General features: G+C 69.0%; 16 protein-coding genes. 15 read left to right on the forward strand and 1 reads right to left on the reverse strand.

The genetic code is table 11. The features are described from left to right. The first annotated feature begins 70 nt into the window (after positions 1–70). From wrbA to HUS23_08220, 7 genes are all read left to right on the forward strand, one after another. Positions 71–682: an NAD(P)H:quinone oxidoreductase gene (gene wrbA, locus HUS23_08190; protein ID QKT03798.1), complete on the forward strand. Its 612-nt coding sequence runs from the start codon at positions 71–73 to the stop codon at positions 680–682. A 326-nt stretch (positions 683–1,008) separates the two neighbouring features. After that, positions 1,009–2,325: a diguanylate cyclase gene (locus HUS23_08195; GenBank protein ID QKT03799.1), complete on the forward strand. Its 1,317-nt coding sequence runs from the start codon at positions 1,009–1,011 to the stop codon at positions 2,323–2,325. Then, the gene (locus HUS23_08200; protein ID QKT03800.1) at positions 2,325–3,185 is read left to right on the forward strand and encodes a PhnD/SsuA/transferrin family substrate-binding protein; all 861 of its coding nucleotides are present in this window, start codon (positions 2,325–2,327) and stop codon (positions 3,183–3,185) included. Before HUS23_08195 ends, HUS23_08200 begins: the two co-directional genes overlap by 1 nt. Before the next feature lie 58 nt (positions 3,186–3,243). After that, the gene (locus HUS23_08205; GenBank protein ID QKT03801.1) at positions 3,244–4,734 is read left to right on the forward strand and encodes an FAD-binding protein; all 1,491 of its coding nucleotides are present in this window, start codon (positions 3,244–3,246) and stop codon (positions 4,732–4,734) included. Then, on the forward strand, positions 4,734–5,792 hold the full coding sequence (gene glcE, locus HUS23_08210; GenBank protein QKT03802.1) for a glycolate oxidase subunit GlcE: 1,059 nt from the start codon (positions 4,734–4,736) through the stop codon (positions 5,790–5,792). Before HUS23_08205 ends, glcE begins: the two co-directional genes overlap by 1 nt. Beyond that, positions 5,793–7,019: a glycolate oxidase subunit GlcF gene (glcF, locus tag HUS23_08215; protein QKT03803.1), complete on the forward strand. Its 1,227-nt coding sequence runs from the start codon at positions 5,793–5,795 to the stop codon at positions 7,017–7,019. A 312-nt stretch (positions 7,020–7,331) separates the two neighbouring features. After that, on the forward strand, positions 7,332–8,240 hold the full coding sequence (locus HUS23_08220; GenBank protein QKT03804.1) for a 2-hydroxy-3-oxopropionate reductase: 909 nt from the start codon (positions 7,332–7,334) through the stop codon (positions 8,238–8,240). Positions 8,241–8,257: 17 nt separating this feature from the next. Here the strand turns inward: HUS23_08220 and HUS23_08225 are convergent, their stop codons facing one another. Further along, entirely contained in the window at positions 8,258–8,497 is a 240-nt protein-coding gene (locus HUS23_08225) for a heme-binding protein (protein QKT03805.1), read from the reverse strand. Between the two features lie 182 nt (positions 8,498–8,679). Here HUS23_08225 and HUS23_08230 point away from each other — a divergent pair, with 182 nt between their 5' ends. The 8 genes from HUS23_08230 (at position 8,680) to HUS23_08265 (ending at position 18,852) form a co-directional block, all read left to right on the forward strand. Then, positions 8,680–9,282 (forward strand): ATP-binding cassette domain-containing protein, encoded by a 603-nt coding sequence (locus tag HUS23_08230; GenBank protein ID QKT03806.1) that lies wholly within the window; start codon positions 8,680–8,682, stop codon positions 9,280–9,282. Between the two features lie 14 nt (positions 9,283–9,296). Then, entirely contained in the window at positions 9,297–10,094 is a 798-nt protein-coding gene (gene fetB / locus HUS23_08235; protein QKT05015.1) for an iron export ABC transporter permease subunit FetB, read from the forward strand. Positions 10,095–10,290: 196 nt separating this feature from the next. Then, a complete protein-coding gene (locus tag HUS23_08240) occupies positions 10,291–11,748 on the forward strand; it encodes a hypothetical protein (GenBank protein ID QKT03807.1) in 1,458 nt (485 codons plus the stop codon). A 214-nt stretch (positions 11,749–11,962) separates the two neighbouring features. Then, positions 11,963–13,774 carry an ABC transporter ATP-binding protein gene (locus tag HUS23_08245; GenBank protein ID QKT03808.1) on the forward strand — a complete coding sequence of 604 codons (1,812 nt, stop codon included), beginning with the start codon at positions 11,963–11,965 and terminating at the stop codon, positions 13,772–13,774. Positions 13,775–13,821: 47 nt separating this feature from the next. Next, positions 13,822–14,682, forward strand: a complete 861-nt coding sequence (locus tag HUS23_08250; protein ID QKT03809.1) for a DUF1207 domain-containing protein — start codon at positions 13,822–13,824, stop codon at positions 14,680–14,682. Positions 14,683–14,782: 100 nt separating this feature from the next. Then, a complete protein-coding gene (locus tag HUS23_08255; protein QKT03810.1) occupies positions 14,783–16,087 on the forward strand; it encodes an MFS transporter in 1,305 nt (434 codons plus the stop codon). Between the two features lie 62 nt (positions 16,088–16,149). Beyond that, positions 16,150–16,743 (forward strand): exopolysaccharide biosynthesis protein, encoded by a 594-nt coding sequence (locus HUS23_08260; protein ID QKT03811.1) that lies wholly within the window; start codon positions 16,150–16,152, stop codon positions 16,741–16,743. A 276-nt stretch (positions 16,744–17,019) separates the two neighbouring features. Next, on the forward strand, positions 17,020–18,852 hold the full coding sequence (locus HUS23_08265) for a phosphoethanolamine transferase (protein ID QKT03812.1): 1,833 nt from the start codon (positions 17,020–17,022) through the stop codon (positions 18,850–18,852). The last annotated feature ends 30 nt before the right edge of the window (positions 18,853–18,882 follow it).

An 18,882-nucleotide genomic window follows, 5' to 3' on the forward strand; every position in this document is an offset into this window, starting at 1 on the left:
GTGCGGCCACCCCGCGACACTTATCTACAATGGTTGCTTAGTGCACGTCCATGGATGGAGAGACAACGGCATGAGCAAGATACTCGTTCTGTATTACAGCACCTGGGGACACGTGGAGCGCATGGCCGAGGCGGTGGCCGAGGGTGCGCGCGCGGTGCAGGGCGCCGAGGTCACCATCAAGCGCGTACCCGAGGTGATGCCCGCCGAGACGCTGCAGCGTATCGGCGCCAAGACCGACCAGAGCTGGCCGGTGGCCGAGCCCGACGAGCTGGGGGACTACGACGCGCTGATCCTCGGCACCTCCAGCCGCTTCGGCAACATGGCCGGGCAGATGCGCAACTTTCTCGATCGCACCGGGAATCTCTGGGCCAGCGGCGCCCTGGTCGGCAAGGTCGGCAGCGCGTTCACCAGCACCGCCACGCAGCACGGCGGACAGGAGACCACGCTGACCTCGATCCATACCACGCTGTTCCATCAGGGGATGATTGTGGTCGGCGTGCCGTACACCTGCGACGGCCTGAACTACGTGGACGAGATGGCGGGCGGCTCGCCCTACGGCGCCACCACTATCGCCAAGAACGACGGCAGCCGCTGGCCCAGCGAGGTGGAACTGGACATCGCGCGCTTCCAAGGACGGCACGTAGCGGAGATCAGCGAGCGCCTGCTACGCGGCGCCCGCTAGAGAAGATCTGAATAAATCCAGCTCGGTTTCTCAGCCCAACGCTAGCGAAGAACGTGGCTTTCGCTTTCACTCGCGCGGAACTGCGAGCAAACTCAAGGCCTTGCCGCGGCTGTGCAAAGCCGTCGCGGCGGGTTAAAGTGATCCCTTGACCTTTCCCCCGCTCCGAGGCGCGTACGCGCCGGCGTGCAGCACTCCCAAGGCGCAGCTGCCGCCTCGGCGGGCTAGCGAGGACATCGGTGGCGTACTTGAACCCGACAAAGTCCGGCGCAGCGGCGCCGCACAGCCTGCATTCACCCGCCCTCGCGCGGGCAATGCCGTAGCGAGCCATGGCGGCGCCGAATCGAGTGACCCGCGTCCATCCGCGCTTCGGCATTCGGCAGAAGGTTATCCTCATCCTGGTGAGCGTGCTGCTCGGTGCCATGACCGTCAGCGGCTGGTGGGCGCTCGAACAGGCGCGCGAGGATGTATGGACCGAGGCCGAGCAGCGCGGCGCCGATATCAGTCGCTTCGTGGCCAAGTCGCTCGCGTATAACGTGGTCGGCTACGACTACCACACCTTGCAACTCCTCCTCGATTCCGTTACAGGGACGGCCGACGTGGACTACGCGCGCGTGGTCGGCGCGCGCGGCAACACCATGGCCGAGGCCGGACTACGCCGCGACCCGGCGCAGCGGCGGCTGCTGTTCGAAGAGCCGATCGTGCTGGATGGCATGCCGCTAGGCCATCTGGAGCTCCACTTGAGCGCCCAGCCGACTGTCAGTCGCCTGCAGGCACAGACCGTTGCACTGTTGCAGCGCGAGGCGGTCATCATCCTGCTGATCGCGGTCGCCGAGTTCATCGCTTTGTCCTTGATCATCGTGCGGCCCGCGCGGCGGATGACGAATGCCTTGGCAGGCCGGCTGGACGAGGAGGGCGCGATCATCGCCAAGCTGCCCGAGGTGTCGCGGGATGAGTTCGGCGTGCTGGCCGCGCAGTTCAACCGCCTCGCCGACCAGCTCAATCGTGCCAACCGTCGCCTGCGCTCGCGCATCGCCGCCGCCGACGAGCGCCTGCGCCAAAGCAACCGCGAGCTGACGGTCCAGGCACAGGAACTGCAGCGCATGAACGCCGAGCTGAAGCGCATCTCGATCACCGATGCGCTAACCGGCCTGTACAACCGCCGCCACTTCGAGGAGATCCTCGAGACCGAGCTCGCGCTGTGCGATCGCTACGGCGACCAGAGCAGCCTCGTCCTGATCGACATCGACCACTTCAAGCGCATCAACGACACCTACGGACACGCCGCCGGCGACGCTGTATTGAAGGGGCTGGCGGAGCTGCTGCGTCAGCAGTTTCGTAAGACGGACGTGTTGTGTCGCATCGGCGGCGAGGAGTTCAGCGCCCTGTGCAAGCGCACCACGGAGGCCGAAGCGATGCGCCTCGCGGAGAAGTTGCGCGCCGCAGTGGCCGAGCGCGTGTTTGCTTTGCCGGAGGGGGAGCTGGGCATCACCATCAGCGCGGGTGTGGCGACCGTGCCGGCGGACACGCCGACGCTGCGGGCGGATATCTTTTATCAGCGCGCCGATGCGGCGCTGTATTTGAGTAAGAAGCAAGGCCGGGACTGCGTGACCTCGGCCGGCACGCACGACGTGCGGGCCGATTGATGGCGACGCGACGCCTCATTCTCCTGCTGTTGCTCGTCCTGCTCACGCCATTCGGGGTCCGCGCCGAGGCGCCGCGCGAGGAGCTGGTGCTCGGATCCGTCGCTATGGATATCCCCGCCATCATGCACCGGCGTCTGCTGCCGCTCACCGATTATCTGAGCGAGACGGTCGAGCGGCCGGTTTCGCTGCGTCTCTCGCCCAACATGGAGGATGCCATCGACGCCCTCGCCGCCGGCACGGTGGACTTGGCCTACCTCACCCCGGTGGCCTACCTGCGGGCGCGCGAGCGTGGCGCCGAATTGGTGGTGAAGACCGTCACCCAGGGCAAGGCCTCATTTCAGTTAATGATCGTGGTGCGTGAGGACAGCCTCATTCGCGAGGTCGATGACTTGCGCGGCAAGGTGTTCGCGTTCGGCGATCGTGGCGCGGTCCTGCAGCGCGCGGTGGTGGTCGGCGCCGGCCTCGCGCTGGAGGAGTTCGCCGATTACAAGTTCATCGGGCACTACGACAACATCGTGCGCGGGGTGATCGCCGGCGACTTCGACGCCGGCATCCTCAAGGACACCATGGCGTTCGATTGGGAGGCGCGCGGCATTCGCATCCTCTACGCCTCGCCCGCGCTGCCGCCTTATAACATCAGCGCGCGCCCCGGCCTCGATCCCGCGTTGGTGGCGCGGCTGCGCGCGGCGTTCCTTGCACTGGATGTGGCCGATCCCGCCCATGTCCCGGTGGTAGCGGCGATGGACCCCGAGTACACCGGCTTTGCGCCGATCGACGATGCCGAATACGACGTGGTGCGGCGCCTCATCCGCCCGTTCGAGACCGCTTCCAGCCCTGACTCCCGGGCCGCGCGCCCCTGAGCCGCACCGGGCCCGCGTGCTAAGCTAGTTTCCCCTTTCGCCCTCGGCCAAGACGTCCATGACGCACGCTCACGACCACAGTCAGCCGCCGCCCGCGGGTCTCGCGCCGGAGGTGTTGGCGGGCCTGCGCGCGGCGCTCCCCGCCGAGGCCTTGCTGTCCGAGCCCGAGGAACTGCGCCCCTACGAGTGCGACGGTCTGTCCGCCTACCGCGCGCTGCCGGGGGCGGTGGTTCTGCCGCAAGACCTCGACCAGTTGCGCGCGGTGCTGCGCGTGTGTCACGCGGCGCGGGTGCCGGTCATCGCGCGCGGCGCCGGGACCGGGCTCTCGGGCGGCGCCCTGCCGCGGCCAGACGCGGTGGTGGTCTCGCTGGCGCGCTTCAGTCGCATCCTGGACATCGACCCGCGGAACCGCGTGGCGCGCGTGCAGCCCGGGGTGCGCAACCTCGCCATCTCACAGGCCGCGCAGCCGCACGGGCTGTACTACGCGCCCGACCCCTCCTCGCAGATCGCCTGCACCATCGGCGGTAACGTGGCCGAGAACTCCGGCGGCGTGCACTGCCTGAAGTACGGCCTCACGGTGCACAACGTGCTGGGGCTCAAGGTCATGACGCTGGAGGGCGAGTTGCTGGAGCTCGGCGGCGCCGCCCTGGATGGGCCGGGCTACGATCTGCTCGCGCTGATGCACGGCTCGGAGGGGCTGCTCGGCGTGATCGTGGAGGTGACGGTGCGGCTGTTGCCGATCCCCGAGCGCGCCCAGGTGGTGCTGGCCGCGTTCGACAGCGTGGAGCAGGCGGGCACCGCGGTGGCGCGCATCATCTCGGCCGGCATCATCCCCGCCGGCCTGGAGATGATGGACCGGCTCGCCATCCAGGCGGCCGAGGCCTATGTGCACGCGGGCTACCCGCAGGCCGAGGCCATTCTGCTGTGCGAGCTCGACGGCACCAACGAGGAGGTCTCCGAGCAGATCTTCCAAGTGCAGCAGCTCATCCAGGCCTGCGGGGCGACCGAGTTTCGCACCGCCCGCTCGGCCGAGGAGCGCGCCCGTCTGTGGGCGGGGCGCAAGGCGGCGTTTCCGGCGGTGGGGCGCATCGCGCCAGACTATTACTGCATGGACGGCACCATCTCGCGCAAGCACTTGGCGCAGGTGCTCGCGCGCATCAGCGCGCTGGCGCGCGAGTTCGGTCTGCCGGTGGCCAATGTGTTCCACGCCGGAGACGGCAACCTGCACCCGCTCATCCTGTACGACGCCAATCTGCCGGGGCAGCTCGCGCGCGCCGAGGCCTTCGGCGCCAAGATCCTCGAGCTGTGCGTGGAGGTCGGCGGCACCATCACCGGCGAGCACGGCGTCGGCATGGAGAAGATCGACCAGATGTGCGTGCAGTTCGCGCCGCCCGAGCTCGCCCAGTTCCATGCCGTGAAGGCGGCCTTCGACCCTGCGGGCCTGTTGAATCCCGGCAAGGCCGTGCCGACCCTGCACCGCTGCGCCGAGTTCGGCGCCATGCACGTGCACGGCGGGCGCCTGCCGCACCCCGAACTGGAGCGTTTCTGATGCGCGCCGCCGATGCCGATCTCGCCGCCGAGGTGGCGGCGCGGGTCGCCGAGGCGGCCGCGCAGGGCAACGCCTTGCGGCTGGTGGCCGGTGACACCAAGGCCGCGCTGGGACGGGCGGTGCAGGGCGCGCCGCTGTCGCTCGCCGCGCACCGGGGCATCGTCGACTACGAGCCCACCGAGCTCACCGTGACCGCGCGCAGCGGTACCCCACTCGCGGAACTCGAGACGGCGCTGGCCGACGAGGGGCAGATGCTGGCCTTCGAGCCGCCGCACTTCGGCGCGGGCGCCACGCTCGGCGGCACCGTCGCCTGCGGCCTGTCGGGCCCGCGCCGCCCCTATGCCGGCGCGTTGCGCGACCATGTACTCGGTGCCGTGATCGTGAACGGCCGGGGGGAGGTGCTGCGCTTCGGCGGGCGGGTCATGAAGAACGTGGCCGGCTACGACCTCGCGCGCCTGATGTGCGGCGCGCACGGGACGCTAGGCGTGCTGCTCGAGCTCTCGCTGAAGGTCCTGCCGCGCCCGGCCGAGGAGCGCACCCTGCGCCGTCCGGCCGGGGCGGAGGAGGCGCTGGAGCTGATGAACCAATGGGCCGGTCGGCCGCTGCCGCTGAGTGCCACCTGTTACGACGGCGAGGCGCTCAGCTTCCGCCTCTCGGGGGCGCCGAGTGCCGTGCAGGCGGCCGCGCGGCGGCTCGGCGGCGAGCCGGTGCCGGACGCCGAGGCCTATTGGCGCGGTCTGCGCGAGCAGACCCACGGCTATTTCCGCGGCGGCACGCCGCTGTGGCGCCTGTCGGTGCCGCCCGCCACGCCCGTCTTGCCGCTGGAGGGCCGGTGGCTGTACGAGTGGGGCGGGGCGCAGCGCTGGTATCGCGGCAGCGCGTCCGCCGAGCAGGTGCGCGCCGCGGCGCTGCGCGCCGGCGGCCATGCGACCCGATGGCGCGGCGCCGAGCCGTTCCAACCCCTGCCGACGGCGCTCGCCGCCCTGCACCGGCGCGTGAAGGCCGCGCTCGACCCGGCCGAGATCCTCAACCCCGGCCGCCTCTACCCGGATCTCTGAATGCAGACGCGTCTCGCCGATTTCATCAAGGACACCCCCAAGGGCAAGGAGGCGGAGGCCATCCTGCGCGCCTGCGTGCACTGCGGCTTCTGCACCGCCACCTGCCCGACCTATCAGCTGCTGGGCGACGAGCTGGACGGCCCGCGCGGGCGGATCTACCTGATCAAACAGGCGCTGGAGGGGGAGGCGGTCTCCGAACGCACGCAGCGCCACCTGGACCGCTGCCTGACCTGCCGGGCCTGCGAGACGACCTGCCCCTCGGGGGTGCGCTACGCGCGCCTGCTCGACATCGGCCGCGAGGTGGTGGAAGCGCGGGTGCCGCGCCCGCTGGGCACGCGCATCAAGCGCACGCTGCTGCGGCGCCTGCTGCCGCGCCGGCGCTTGGTCGCGAGCGGGCTGACGCTGGGGCGCTGGCTGCGGCCCTGGTTGCCGACGCGCATGCGGGCCAAGGTGCCCGCGGCGCCCGCCGCCGGCCGCGCCGCCGACTGGCCTAGCGCGGTGCATGCGCGCAAGGTGGTGTTGCTAGAGGGCTGCGTGCAGCCGGCGCTCGCGCCGAACATCGACGCGGCCGCGGCGCGGGTGCTGGATCGTCTGGGGATCAGCGTGGTGCGGGCGGGCGCCGGGTGCTGCGGCGCGCTCAGCCATCACCTGAGTGCGGAGGAGGCCGCGCTGGCCTACGCGCGCGCCAACATCGACGCCTGGTGGCCGCATATCGAGGCCGGCGCCGAGGCCGTGCTGGTCACCGCCAGCGGCTGCGGGGTGATGGTCAAGGACTACGGGACGCTGCTGCGCCACGACATCGCCTATGCCGCCAAGGCGCAGCGCATCAGCGAACTGCTGCGCGACCCGGGCGAGCTGATCGGCGCCGAGGCGGTGGCGGGGCTCGCGCTGCGGCCGGGCCCCCGGCCGCGGGTGGCCTTCCAAGCCCCGTGTACGCTACAGCACGGCCTGCGCCGCGCCGCTGAGGTGGAGGCGGCGCTGCGGGCGGCGGGCTTTGCGCTCACGCCGGTGCCGGACAGCCATCTCTGCTGCGGGTCGGCCGGGACCTATTCCCTGCTGCAGCCGACGCTTGCCGAGCGCCTGCGTGCCGACAAGCTGGCCGCGCTTCGAAGCGGCGAGCCGGAGGTCATCGCCACCGCGAACATCGGCTGCCTGACCCACCTTGCGGCCGCCACCGAGCTGCCGGTGCGCCACTGGCTGGAACTGCTGGACGAGCAGCTCGCCTGAAGCCGCAGCGCGGGGTGCCTGACGTGGCGAAATTGGGTGCTACGCTAACTAGCATGCCCGCAGAATTGTGACGACGTTCAACACAGTGCCGCGGCGCGCATAAGAACCAGGGGGAGGGTCTGAGACATCCAGTGCTGGATTCATCAGACCGCGCAAGGCGAAGAGGCGATTGTGCGCTTTGCTTCGTTATCCACGGCTTGGCGCCATTGATAACGGCGGCACCCGGTGCCGCAGGAAACCCTGAATTGATCAGGGTTTGCTAGGGCCGCAACGGCGGCCAGCCCGAATACAGCCCGCCAGGGGAGGTCCAGCATGGCCAACGTCGGATTCGTGGGATTGGGGATCATGGGGCGCCCCATGGCGCTCAACCTGTTGCGTGGCGGTCACCGCCTCTGGGTGCATGCGCGCCAGCCGGAGGTGATGAAGCCGCTGGTCGAGTCGGGCGCCACCCGCTGCAAGACCTGTGCGGCCGTGGCCGAGCACGCCGACGTCCTGTTCGTGTGCGTCTCCGACACCCCCGACGTCGAGCAGGTCACCGTCGGTGCCACCGGCTTCATCCAACGCGCGCGCCCCGGCAGCGTGGTGGTGGACATGAGTACCATTTCGCCCAAGGTAACGCGGGAGGTGGCGCGGCGCTTGGCCGAGCGCGGCGTGGACATGCTCGACGCCCCGGTGTCGGGCGGTGAGCGCGGGGCCATCGCCGGCACCTTGTCGATCATGGTGGGCGGCAAGCCGGACGTGCTCGAACGCGTGCGCCCGCTGCTGAATCTGCTGGGCAAGAACATCGTGCACGTGGGCGACCACGGCGCCGGTCAGGTCGCCAAGGCCTGCAACCAGATCGTGGTCGGGCAGACCATCGCCGCGGTGGCCGAGGGACTGCTGCTCGCGCGGGCGGCGGGGGCCGATCCGGCGCGGGTACGCGAGGCGCTGCTCGGCGGTATGGCCGCCAGCCGCGCGCTGGAGGTGCACGGCGAGCGCATGCTGGTGCGCAACTTCGCGCCCGGCTTCAAGGCGCGCCTACATCAAAAGGACCTGCGCATCGCCCTGGAGGCGGCGCGCGAGGCGGGCGTGGAACTACCCGGCGCGAGCCTGACGGCGCAGCATGTCGATGCGCTGGTGGAAGGCGGCGCGGGAGACCTCGATTCCGCGGCCCTGGCCGAGGTCCTGGAGCGGCTTGCGGTGCAGACGCTACCGGCCGCCGCCGGGGGCGGTTCGCGTTAATCAGCCGCCGAGTTCGCTCAAGGTCTGCACCGCCTCCACCCCCGCGCGGGCGCAGGCCTCGTCCGTTCGCCGGCCGTCTGACGCCGCGGCACCCCGGACGCGCCGATCGCGCCGTAGAACTGCCCCGCCACCTCGATGGGCAGGCCGCCGCCCACCCGCAGCACCCCCGGCGTGGCCGCCAGTTCCGCCTCGTCCGCCAGCACTTCGATACGCAGGGTGCCGGTCTGCGCGGACGCCCCGCTAGCGAACATCAGCATCGCCAAGCCCGCAAGTGCCCGGTCATCACCGACTTGTGTCCGCGCATCGCCGCCCCTCCCTCCGGATGACCCGACAATACGAACGGGTGCGCGCGCCCGCGGAAGCGGGTCGCGCTTAGGCACCTTGCGCCTAAGCCGCTATACTGCCGGGCTGTTTTCGCCAGGCCGCCGGGGGTGCCCGCGTGTCACGTCTGCATATCCAAAATCTGCGCACCCACCACGTCGGCCCCGTGGACCTCGCCGTGGAAGCGGGCGAATGCGTCGCGCTGGCCGGGCCGTCAGGTTCGGGCAAGACGCTGCTGCTGCGCGCCCTGGTCGACCTCGACCCGCACGAGGGGGGTGTACTGCTCGACGGTGAGGCGTGCGAGGCGATGCCCGCGCCGCAGTGGCGACGGCAGGTCGGTCTGCTGCCCAGCGAGAGCCAGTGGTGGTACGAAACCGTGGGCGAGCACTTCGACGCCCCGGTGCCGGAGGCCTGGCTCGCGCGCCTCGGGCTCGAGGTCGGCGCCATGGACTGGCAGGTGGCGCGCGCCTCCACCGGCGAGCGCCAGCGCCTGGCGCTGTTGCGCCTGCTGGTCAACCGCCCGCGCGCCCTGCTGCTGGACGAGCCGACCGCCAGCCTGGACCCGGCGGGGGTGCGGGCGGTGGAGGCCCTGGTGGGGGAGTATCGCCAAGCCGCGCACGCGCCGGTGCTGTGGGTCAGTCACGACCCCGAGCAGGCGCGGCGCGTGGCCGGGCGCCGCTTCCGGATTGCCGATGGGCGTCTGCACGAGGAGGCGGCGTGAGCCCCCGGGACAGCCTGATCTACCTCTCGCCGTGGGACCTGGGGCTCGCGTCCCTGCTGATACTCGCCTTGGCCGGGCTGTCGCTGTGGACACGGCTGGGCGTCGAGCGGCGGCTGATCGTCGCCGCGCTGCGCACCGTCATCCAGCTCACGCTGATCGGCTTGGTGCTGCGTGCCTTGTTCGACCACGTGCATCTGGCCTGGGTCGGCCTGCTGGCGCTCATCATGCTGTCGGTGGCCGGCTGGGAGGTGATGTCGCGCCAACGCCGGCGCCTGCGCGGCTGGTGGGGCTATGGGGTCGGCACCCTGTCGATGTTCGTGTCCTCGTTCACGGTGACCGTCCTGGCCTTGCTCGTCTTCATCGGCCCGCAGCCCTGGTATACCCCCCAATACGCAATTCCGCTGCTCGGCATGGTGCTCGGCAACACCATGAGCGGCATCGCGCTCGGGGTGGACCGCCTCACCCAGGACGCCTGGCAGCAGCGCATGCAGATCGAGAGTCGTCTGATGCTCGGGCAGGAGTGGAGCCGCGCGGTCGGGCATACCCGCCGCGAGGCGGTGCGGGTGGGCATGATCCCCACTATCAACGCCATGGCTGCGGCCGGCATCGTCAGCCTGCCGGGCATGATGACCGGACAGATCCTGGCGGGCGCCCCGCCGATGGAGGCGGTCAAGTATCAGATCCTCGTGATGTTCCTGATCGCTGCCGGGACCGGCTTCGGCACCATGACCGCAGTATGGGTCGGCTCCCGGCGCCTGTTCGATCGGCGCCAGCGGCTGCGCATCGATCGGCTCAGCGCCCCGCGGGACTGACCCGCCACCGGCCGCTGCTTGACACGCTGCCCGCCGCTGCTTGACTTACGGGACCGTCATGGCGGCTTGGCCGCCAAGATAAGAATAAGGGAAGCGGGGGCGCCCCGGCCCGGATGGGCGGACGACGCCTCGCCAAGGCTCAGCAGCAGCGCCGCCCCTTTGTCCGACTCACCGAAGGAAACGGAATGCCTTTGGCATGCACAAGCTAGTCATCGCGCTGTTCATCGTGGCGCTGCTGGTGGAGCACGTGGCCGTGAAGTACGGCGGCAGCCCCGGCCGCTTCCTCACCCTGCTGCCGGAGCTGTTCTCGGTCATCCTGATCGTGGTGCTGCTGGTGCGCCTGGCGATCGTGCGCACCGTCTCGCTGCCGGCCAAGTACGGCATTTTCTTCGCCATCTTCTTTCTGCATATGCTGGTGGGCGTACTAGTGAACGCCGTCGAGCCCGGCGTACTCGTCGCAGGGTTTCGTAACTATCTAAAATATCTTCCGTTCTTTCTGCTGCCCGCGATGTACGCGTACAGCGACCAGCAGATGCGCCGACAGCTCTACTGGTTGATGGGCTTTGCCTTCCTGCAGTTTCCGTTCTCGGTCTGGCAGCGCCTGGAGACCATCCGCGCACGGGCCATGACCGGCGACTGGGTCGTGGGTACCCTGAACACCCACTCGACCAAGATGCTGTTTCTGGTGTGCATCATGTCGGTGCTGGTGGCCTTCGTGATCAAGGGGCGGCTGCGCCCGGGCGTCGCGGCGATCACCATCATCGTGCTCCTCATACCCATCGCCATCAGCGAGACCAAGGCGACCATCTTCTTCTTGCCGCTGGCCCTGTTGGTGCCCGTGGTTTTCTACCACGCCAAGGACTGGGCGGCGCGGGTCAAGAAGCGCAAGCAGCTGGTTACGGTGACCGTGGTCGGCGCGCTCGCCCTGGCTATCTTCGTCCCGATCTACGATCACTATCAGAAACCGCGTTGGGGCTACGGACTGGTCGACTTCTTCTTGATGGAGAACCGCGTTGCGGGCTACCTCGCGCCGAGCACCAGCGGTCTGCGCCCGGAACGTGTGGGCCGCATCGACGGTGTGGTCTCCGCCAACGAGATCCTCAGCGAAGAGCCGGTGCGCTGGATGGTGGGCCTGGGTATGGGCAACATCTCGCCCTCGTTCATTCCGCGCTTCTCCGGCGAATATGTGCACTACCAGGAGTTGATCGGCGGCGGCGCGCTCGCGCCCTATCTGTTCGAGCTCGGCTTCGTGGGCGTGGGCCTTTTATTGTTCTTCTATTTCATGGTGTTCCGAGACGCCATGCGGCTCAGTCGCCAGGACTCGCTGGCGGGGGCGGTGGCGCTCGGTTGGCTCGGCGTGATCGTGATCCTGGCAGTCGCGCTGGCGTACAACTCCTACACCATGCGCAACGTGAACTACCTGTTCTGGTACTTTTCGGGTTATGTCGCCGCGTCGCTATACCGCGCCCAGGTGGCCGCCCGCGCGGCGTCGGCACAGCCTATGCCGACGGCCCACGTAACGCCCGCACCCGCGCTGTCAGGCGCCGGCGCCTTGAGCCCGAATGGCCAGAGCCGGGCGCCACGCCGGCCGCGCGGTCGCACTCCCGGTCCCGGCCCGATCGGTCCCACCCGGCCGCTGCGCCCCCAGGGCTGACGTCCTTCATCGGGTCCGTCCTCCCGTGCGGCGGCCGCGCCCCGGCGGTCGCCTTGCGTTCGGCGGCTGACCGTTTCAGAGAGCGCATGTTGGACGTGCGTCCCAAAATCGGCATTCCCTTTCCGGGTTATCCCTCGTCTCCGGCGTATCCGGTGGCGCGCGCCTAGCTCCAAGCTATGTTTAGTGACCATACCAATCACAAGTAACCAATCACATGCTCGACACCTACCGCAAACTGCACGATCTGTTGGACCGTCGCGAACGCCGGCAGGCCCTGCTGCTGTTCATGATGATGCTGGTCATGGGGCTGCTCGAAGCTTTGGGGGTTGCTTCGATCATGCCCTTCATCGCCGTGCTGGCTAACCCGGAGTTGATTAACACCAACCCGGTGCTGAACGCGGTGTACGTTGCGCTGGGCTTCAGCAATACCCATACGTTTCTCATGTTCCTTGGCTTCATCGTGTTCGCCGTGGTTGTCGGCAGCCTGAGCTTCCAGGCCTTGACCCACTGGGTCATGGCGCGCTTTGCCAACATGCGCAACTTCAGCATCAGTAGCCGCCTGCTGAGCGGCTATCTGGCTAGGCCCTATAGCTGGTTTCTGCGCCGTCACAGTTCCGATCTCGGCAAGACGGTGCTGGATGAGGTACAGCAGGTCATCAGCCATGCGCTGATGCCGGCGCTGCAGCTGGTCGCCAGTCTCATCGCGGCCATCTTCCTGGTGGCGCTGGTGGTGGTGGTCGAGCCGACCGTGGCACTGGTCGCCCTTGTCGTGTTGGGCGGCACCTATGCCTTGATCTACCTCGCCCTGCGCAAGTACCTGCGCTGGATCGGCGAAGACCGCCTGATCGCCAATCGCGAGCGCTTCCGCATCGCGCATGAGGCGCTTGGCGGCATCAAGGAGGTGAAGGTGCTCGGCCTGGAGAATGCGCAGCTGCGTGCCTTCCGCAAGCCTGCTCTGCGCTTCGCTCGGCGTCAGGCCACCAACCAGATCATCTCCGAACTGCCGCACTTCGCGCTGCAGGCGCTGGTGTTCGGCGGCATGGTGATCCTGCTGCTGACCATGCTCGCCGCGCGCGACGGCAACCTGACCGCCGCCCTGCCGCTGCTCGCGCTGTACGCCTTCGCCGGCTACCGCCTGATGCCGGCGTTGCAGAAGGTGTACCGCTCCATGACCAAGCTGCGTTTCGGCGAGGCCCCGCTGAAGGCGCTCCATGACGACGTGGTGGCCACCGGCATCATCCAACGCGCAGTAGATGCCGCGCCGCTGCCCCCGCCGCCCGAGCCGATCCGCTTGCGCAAGGAGCTGGAACTGCGCGAGGTGAGCTACTCCTACCCGGGCGCCGCGCGCCCCGCGCTCAGCAAGATCGAGATGAGCATCCCGGCGCGAACCACGGTGGGCATCGTGGGCAGCACCGGCGCCGGCAAGACCACGGTGGTGGACCTGATCCTCGGGCTGCTTTCGGCGGATGCGGGCGAGCTGCGGGTGGACGGCAGCGTCATCACGCCCGAGCGTGTCCGCGCTTGGCAGCAGTCACTGGGCTACGTCCCGCAGAGCATCTTCCTCACCGACGATACCGTGGCCGGCAATATCGCCTTCGGCGTGCCACCGGATCAGATCGACATGGCGGCCGTGGAGCGCGCTGCGCGTATCGCCGAGCTGCACGATCTCGTGGTCAACGACATGCCGGAAGGCTATGCGACCGAGATCGGCGAGCGCGGGGTGCGCCTGTCGGGCGGGCAGCGCCAGCGCATCGGGATCGCGCGCGCGCTCTACCACGACCCCGACGTGTTGATCCTGGACGAGGCGACCAGCGCGCTGGACAACCTGACCGAGCGGGCCGTGATGGACGCGGTCCACAACCTTGGCCACCGCAAGACCATCATCTTGATCGCGCACCGCCTCACCACGGTTCGCGAGTGCGACACTATCTTCTTACTGGAGCACGGTCGCGTGAGCGAGTCCGGAACCTACAATCAACTGCTGGCTAACAGCCAGCGCTTCAAGGCCATGGCCGCCACCGCCTAGCAGCGGCGCGCCGCGCGCCGCGCGCCCTGGCCCGGCAGGGAGGCCGCGTGCGGAGCAGTCTGCTGAACTGGATAGGGATCGCGCTGCTGGGCTGGCCGCTGGCGGCAGCGGCGCAAGGGCCGAGCACCGAGTGGCTCGGTGTGCGCCTGGAGGCCTTGCCGATCGGCGAGCCGTATCCTCCCTATCTCGCCGATCCACACCGGCGCGCGCTGTCGCTGAAATGGCTCGGATTCGACCGGGTCGACATCCCGGACACGGGTTCCAGTCGCCTGTTGGTGCGCGCCGGCATGCGCTTCGGCCTGTTGCGCTTCACCCCTGTCGATCGCCCCGACGAGGCTTGGCAGCTGAGTTTCGAAGGTGGCTACGACGCCCAGTTCGACAATGACCGACGCCAGGACAACATCGGCTGGGACGGCCATTACGGCCTGCTGCTCACCACCCGCCGCGGGCCCTTTGCCTACAAGCTGGGCGCGCTACACGTGTCCGGTCACGTCGGCGACGAGTACATGGAGCGGGTGGGGCGCCCACGCATCAACTACACCCGCGAGGAGTGGGTCGCGGGTATCGCCTGGTCGCCCGATCCTCACTGGACCGCCTACGCCGAGACCGGCCGCGCCTACCATCGGGGCAGCCCGCTGCTCGAGCGCTGGCGGGCTCAGGCCGGCGTGCAGGTCGAGCGCCGCCCCCCGCAGTGGGAGCGCCTCGGTTGGTATGCGGGTCTCGACCTGCAGGGCATGGAAGAGCGCGATTGGCGGGTCGACGTGGCGCTACAGGTCGGGCTCAGCATCCCGAGCGGGCACCGCCTGTGGCGCGTCGGCCTGGAGTTGTACGAGGGCCGCCCGCCCATGACGGAGTTCTTTGAGCATACCGAACGCTACATCGCGCTGGGCGCCTGGCTCGACATCTAGCCCCGGCGCGGCCTGGAGAGCGGCGACGCGCTCCCAGATTCGCGCCCGACAGGCGCCGACCGTTCCGGCGCCCGCCGTGACTGGCCTACACTGGACCTCTATGTCCGAGAGCCGTCCTGAACCCCAAGGGCTGCGCCACCTGTTTCGTGCGCTGCGATTTCGCAACTACCGACTGTACTTCACCGGTCAGCTGATCTCGCTGGCCGGTACCTGGATGAGCTTCGTCGCGCTCGGCTGGCTGGTGTACCGCCTGACCGGCGATCCGCTCATGCTGGGCCTGGTCGGTTTCTGCCTGCACGTGCCCACCTTTCTGCTCTCGCCGGTGGCGGGCGCGCTGGTCGATCGCTGGGACAGCCGCCGCGTGCTGGTCACCGCCCAGGGCCTGGATCTCGTGGTGATGCTCGGTCTCGCCGGCCTCACCCTGAGCGGCGCAGTGGAGGTTTGGCACTTGCTGCTCGGTTGCGTGGCGCTCGGGCTGACCAAGGCCTTCGAGATCCCGGCCCGCCACGCCCTGGTGGTCGAGGTGGTGGAAGAGCGCAGCTACCTCGCCAACGCCATCGCGCTCAATTCCTCGCTGTTCCACGGCGCCCGCCTGGTGGGGCCGATGATGGCCGGCGCCTTGCTGACGGTCGCCGGCGAGGGGCTGATTTTTCTGCTCGACGCCCTGAGCTATCTGCCGGTGATGGCCTCGCTGCTGTTGTTGCGCCTGGCGCGCCGGCTGCCACCGCCGCCGCCGCGCCCGTTGTTGCAGGAGGTGGGTGAGGGCCTGGCCTATGTCCTCGGCTTCCGGCCGGTGCGAGCCCTGATGGGCCTGGTGGCGCTGGTGGCTCTGCTCGGGCTGCCCTACGGCACGCTGCTGCCGGTGTTCGCCGATGCGGTGTTGGGCGGCGGCGCGCGGACGTACGCCCTGCTCATGGCCGCGAGCGGCGCGGGCGCGCTGTTCGGCGCGCTCTACCTCGCCGCGCGTACCTCCGTGCTCGGCCTCGGCCGCCTGATCGCCGGCGCCACTACGGCCTTCGGCGCCGCGCTGGTACTGCTCGCGCTATCCGACGTGCTGTGGTTCTCCGTGTTGGTGCTGGTTGTCGCGGGGCTGAGCTCCATGTTGGCCATGGCGGGTGCCAACACCATCATCCAGACCCTGGTGGGAGACGCCTTGCGCGGCCGGGTGATGAGCCTGTTTGCGATGACCTTCATGGGCGCCATGCCGCTCGGTACGCTGCTGGCCGGCAAGGTGGCGCGGCTGGCCGGCGCGCCCGCCATGGTGATGGTGGGCGGCCTGGCCTGTATCGCGGCGGGCGCGGCCTTCGGCTACCGCCTGCCGGGGCTGCGCGCGCAGGTGCGGGAGGTGTACGTCGAGCGGGGGATTCTGCCACCGCTGCCCGAGGCCCCTGCGCGCGGACCCTGACGTCGCCGCGCCCGCGGCGCCAAGCGCTAAGCTTGTGGCGGAACCCGCAGACGAGGAACGCTATGACGGCGAGCGATGAGGCCAAGACCCTGGCCGAGGTGGTGGACGAGATCACCGGCGCGGGCGATGGCGAGGGCGACATCAGCGTGGCGGAGATTCTCCAGTCCGTGGGGCAGCGCTCGTTCGGTCCCATGCTGCTGGTGCCCGGGCTGATCGTGCTGTCACCGATCAGCGGCATCCCGGGCGTGCCCACCCTGGGCGGCATCGTGGTGCTGCTCATCGCGGGGCAACTCCTGATCGGGCGCCAGTGCTTCTGGGTGCCGCAGATGATCCAGCGCCGCGCGATCAGCCGCAAGCGCATGAAACAGGCGGGCCGCTTTCTGATGGCGGTGGCGCGCGTGGTGGACAAGGTGGTCAAGCCGCGCCTCAGTTTCCTGGTCCAGGCACCATTCAACTACGTGATCGCCGCGACCTGCGTGCTCATCGCCGTCTCCATGCCCCCGCTGGAGGCGATCCCGTTCGCCAATGTGGTCACGGCCGCCGCCATCTCTGCCTTCGGGCTCGCACTGGTGGCGTATGACGGTGTGCTCGCGCTGATCGCGTTCGCCCTCACCGGCGTGAGCTTCTACTTTTTGTTCACGGGGCTGCTGTTCTAGGCCGCTCGCCTTGACACGCGCGCCTCGCAGTACAGACTGACTACAAGAAGTGGCTGATTAATCACTAACAATGCGCGGGGGAACCCACCGCGCCAGTTTGTGGGCACACGGACGTGCCGCCGGCGCTTCGGCGCCGGTTCTTCCATGGATGGCTCCTTTCGACTTACCACCGTACGCGCTCCAGAGTGACGTGCGCAGGAGTTTATCGCCATGGAGGGGGCACGCCGTTCGCCTGTCTTTGTTCGCCTGCGGGAACACTGGCCCGTACTCGGATCCATGCTCGTCCTGTTCGGCGTGCTGCTCGCGCTGCAGCCCTTCGGTGCGCCCTATGCCGGTGGACTACAGCTCGTTACCAGCGCGAAATACACCCTGCTGTTGCTCCTGTGGAGTTCGCTCACGCTGCTGCTGGTGTCCGCGCGCCAGGGACCGCGCGCGGCCTTGTACTGCGTGGCGCTCGGCCTCGCCTTGTACGCCGAGGCGCGCAATTTCCAGGAGTTCTCCCTGTGGGCGCCGGTGGCGTGGACCACCCTTGCCGTGCTCGCGCTGGTCGCCGAGACCGCCCTGCGCGAGCGCCTGCTGACCAGTCCACGCAGTCAGACATGGCGCGCGGCCGGTTACACCCTGGTGCAGCTCCCGCTGTTCGGTGTGCCGCTTGCGGTGCTTGCCTACAACGGCGCCACCGGCGCGACCCTGAGCGATGACTCCCTGCTCGCGATCTACCAGACCAATCCCGGCGAGGCGCTAGCGTTCGCGCGCGAGTTCATCCCGCTGCATTATCTGCTGTTGGTGGTGGGGTTGCCGGTCGTCCTGTACGCGGCCAACCGCGTGCAGGTGGCGGGCGAGACCGCCCCCCGCCGGCCGGCGCCGGTCTTCTTGCTCGCGCTCGCGGGCTCGCTGTCGGTGCTGCACCTCGGGGTGGTGTACGAGAAGTCGCCGCTGCTCGGCATGGGCGGCGCGACCTACAGCGACTACCGTGCCGAGCTGCGCGCATTTCGCGCGGTGCGTGCCGAACGCGGCGAGCGCCTGCCAGAATTCACCGCCTCGACGAGCGGCGCGCCGCGCACCTACCTGGTGGTGATCGGCGAGTCCCACAGCCGCCACCACATGAGCGCGTACGGCTATGCCCGTCCCACCACCCCGTGGCTCGACCGGATGCGCGCCGACCCCGGTTTGATCCTGTTCGGCAATGCGTACGCCAATCACCCCCACACCATGCCCGCGCTCACGCTCGCGCTCACCGAAGCCAGCCAGTACAACGAACAGGACTACGTGAACTCGGCGTCACTCGTCGACATCGCCAAGGCCGCCGGCTTCACCACCACCTGGATCAGCAACCAGGTGGCCTACGGGAGCTGGGACAATCAGGTCACCGCGATCGCCGAGTACGCCGACCGCCAGTACCGCCTCAACCGCCATGTCGGCCAGACCACCCGCACCACACACTTCGACGAGGCCACGGTGCCGCAGCTCGCGCGCGCGCTGGAGACCCTCGATCCGCAGGCCCACAACCTGATCGTGGTGCACCTCATGGGCAGCCACTGGATCTACTGCAACCGCTTCCCCCGCGACGGGGACTCGCCCTACGCGGCCTTCGTGCCCGGCGACTGGGCGCAGGAGGAACGGCTGGACTGCTACGACCACAGCGTGCGCTACAACGACTACGTGATGCGCGCCTTGTACGAGACCGCGCGCGGCTTCGAGAACTTCGCGGGCCTGGTCTACTTCCCCGACCACGGCGAGAGCGTCGAGTCCGGGCTGGGGCACTACGTGGGGAATTTCCGTTACGAGATGATGCACATACCGTTGTACGCGTGGTTCTCAGAGGACTATCGGGCGCAGCGCCCCGAGCGGGTGGCGCGACTGCGTGCCCGTGCCGCGCGGCCGTTCACCAACGACATCATGTACGACACCTTGCTCGGCATCATGGGCATCGAGACGCCCCACTACCGCGCCGGCCACGACCTCGGCGCACCGGAATACGGCATTGCCAAGGATGCGCTGCTCACCCTGCACGGCGAGCGGCGCGTGCTCGACGACCCATGGATCCGAAAAGGGGTCCGCGACGGCGTACCGGAAACCGGCGGCATGCGCCGGGTGACACACCGCTGAGCCCCCTCAAAGGGGGCTGGTGACCACGGC

Source organism: Ectothiorhodospiraceae bacterium 2226, from assembly GCA_013348725.1.
GTDB lineage: Bacteria > Pseudomonadota > Gammaproteobacteria.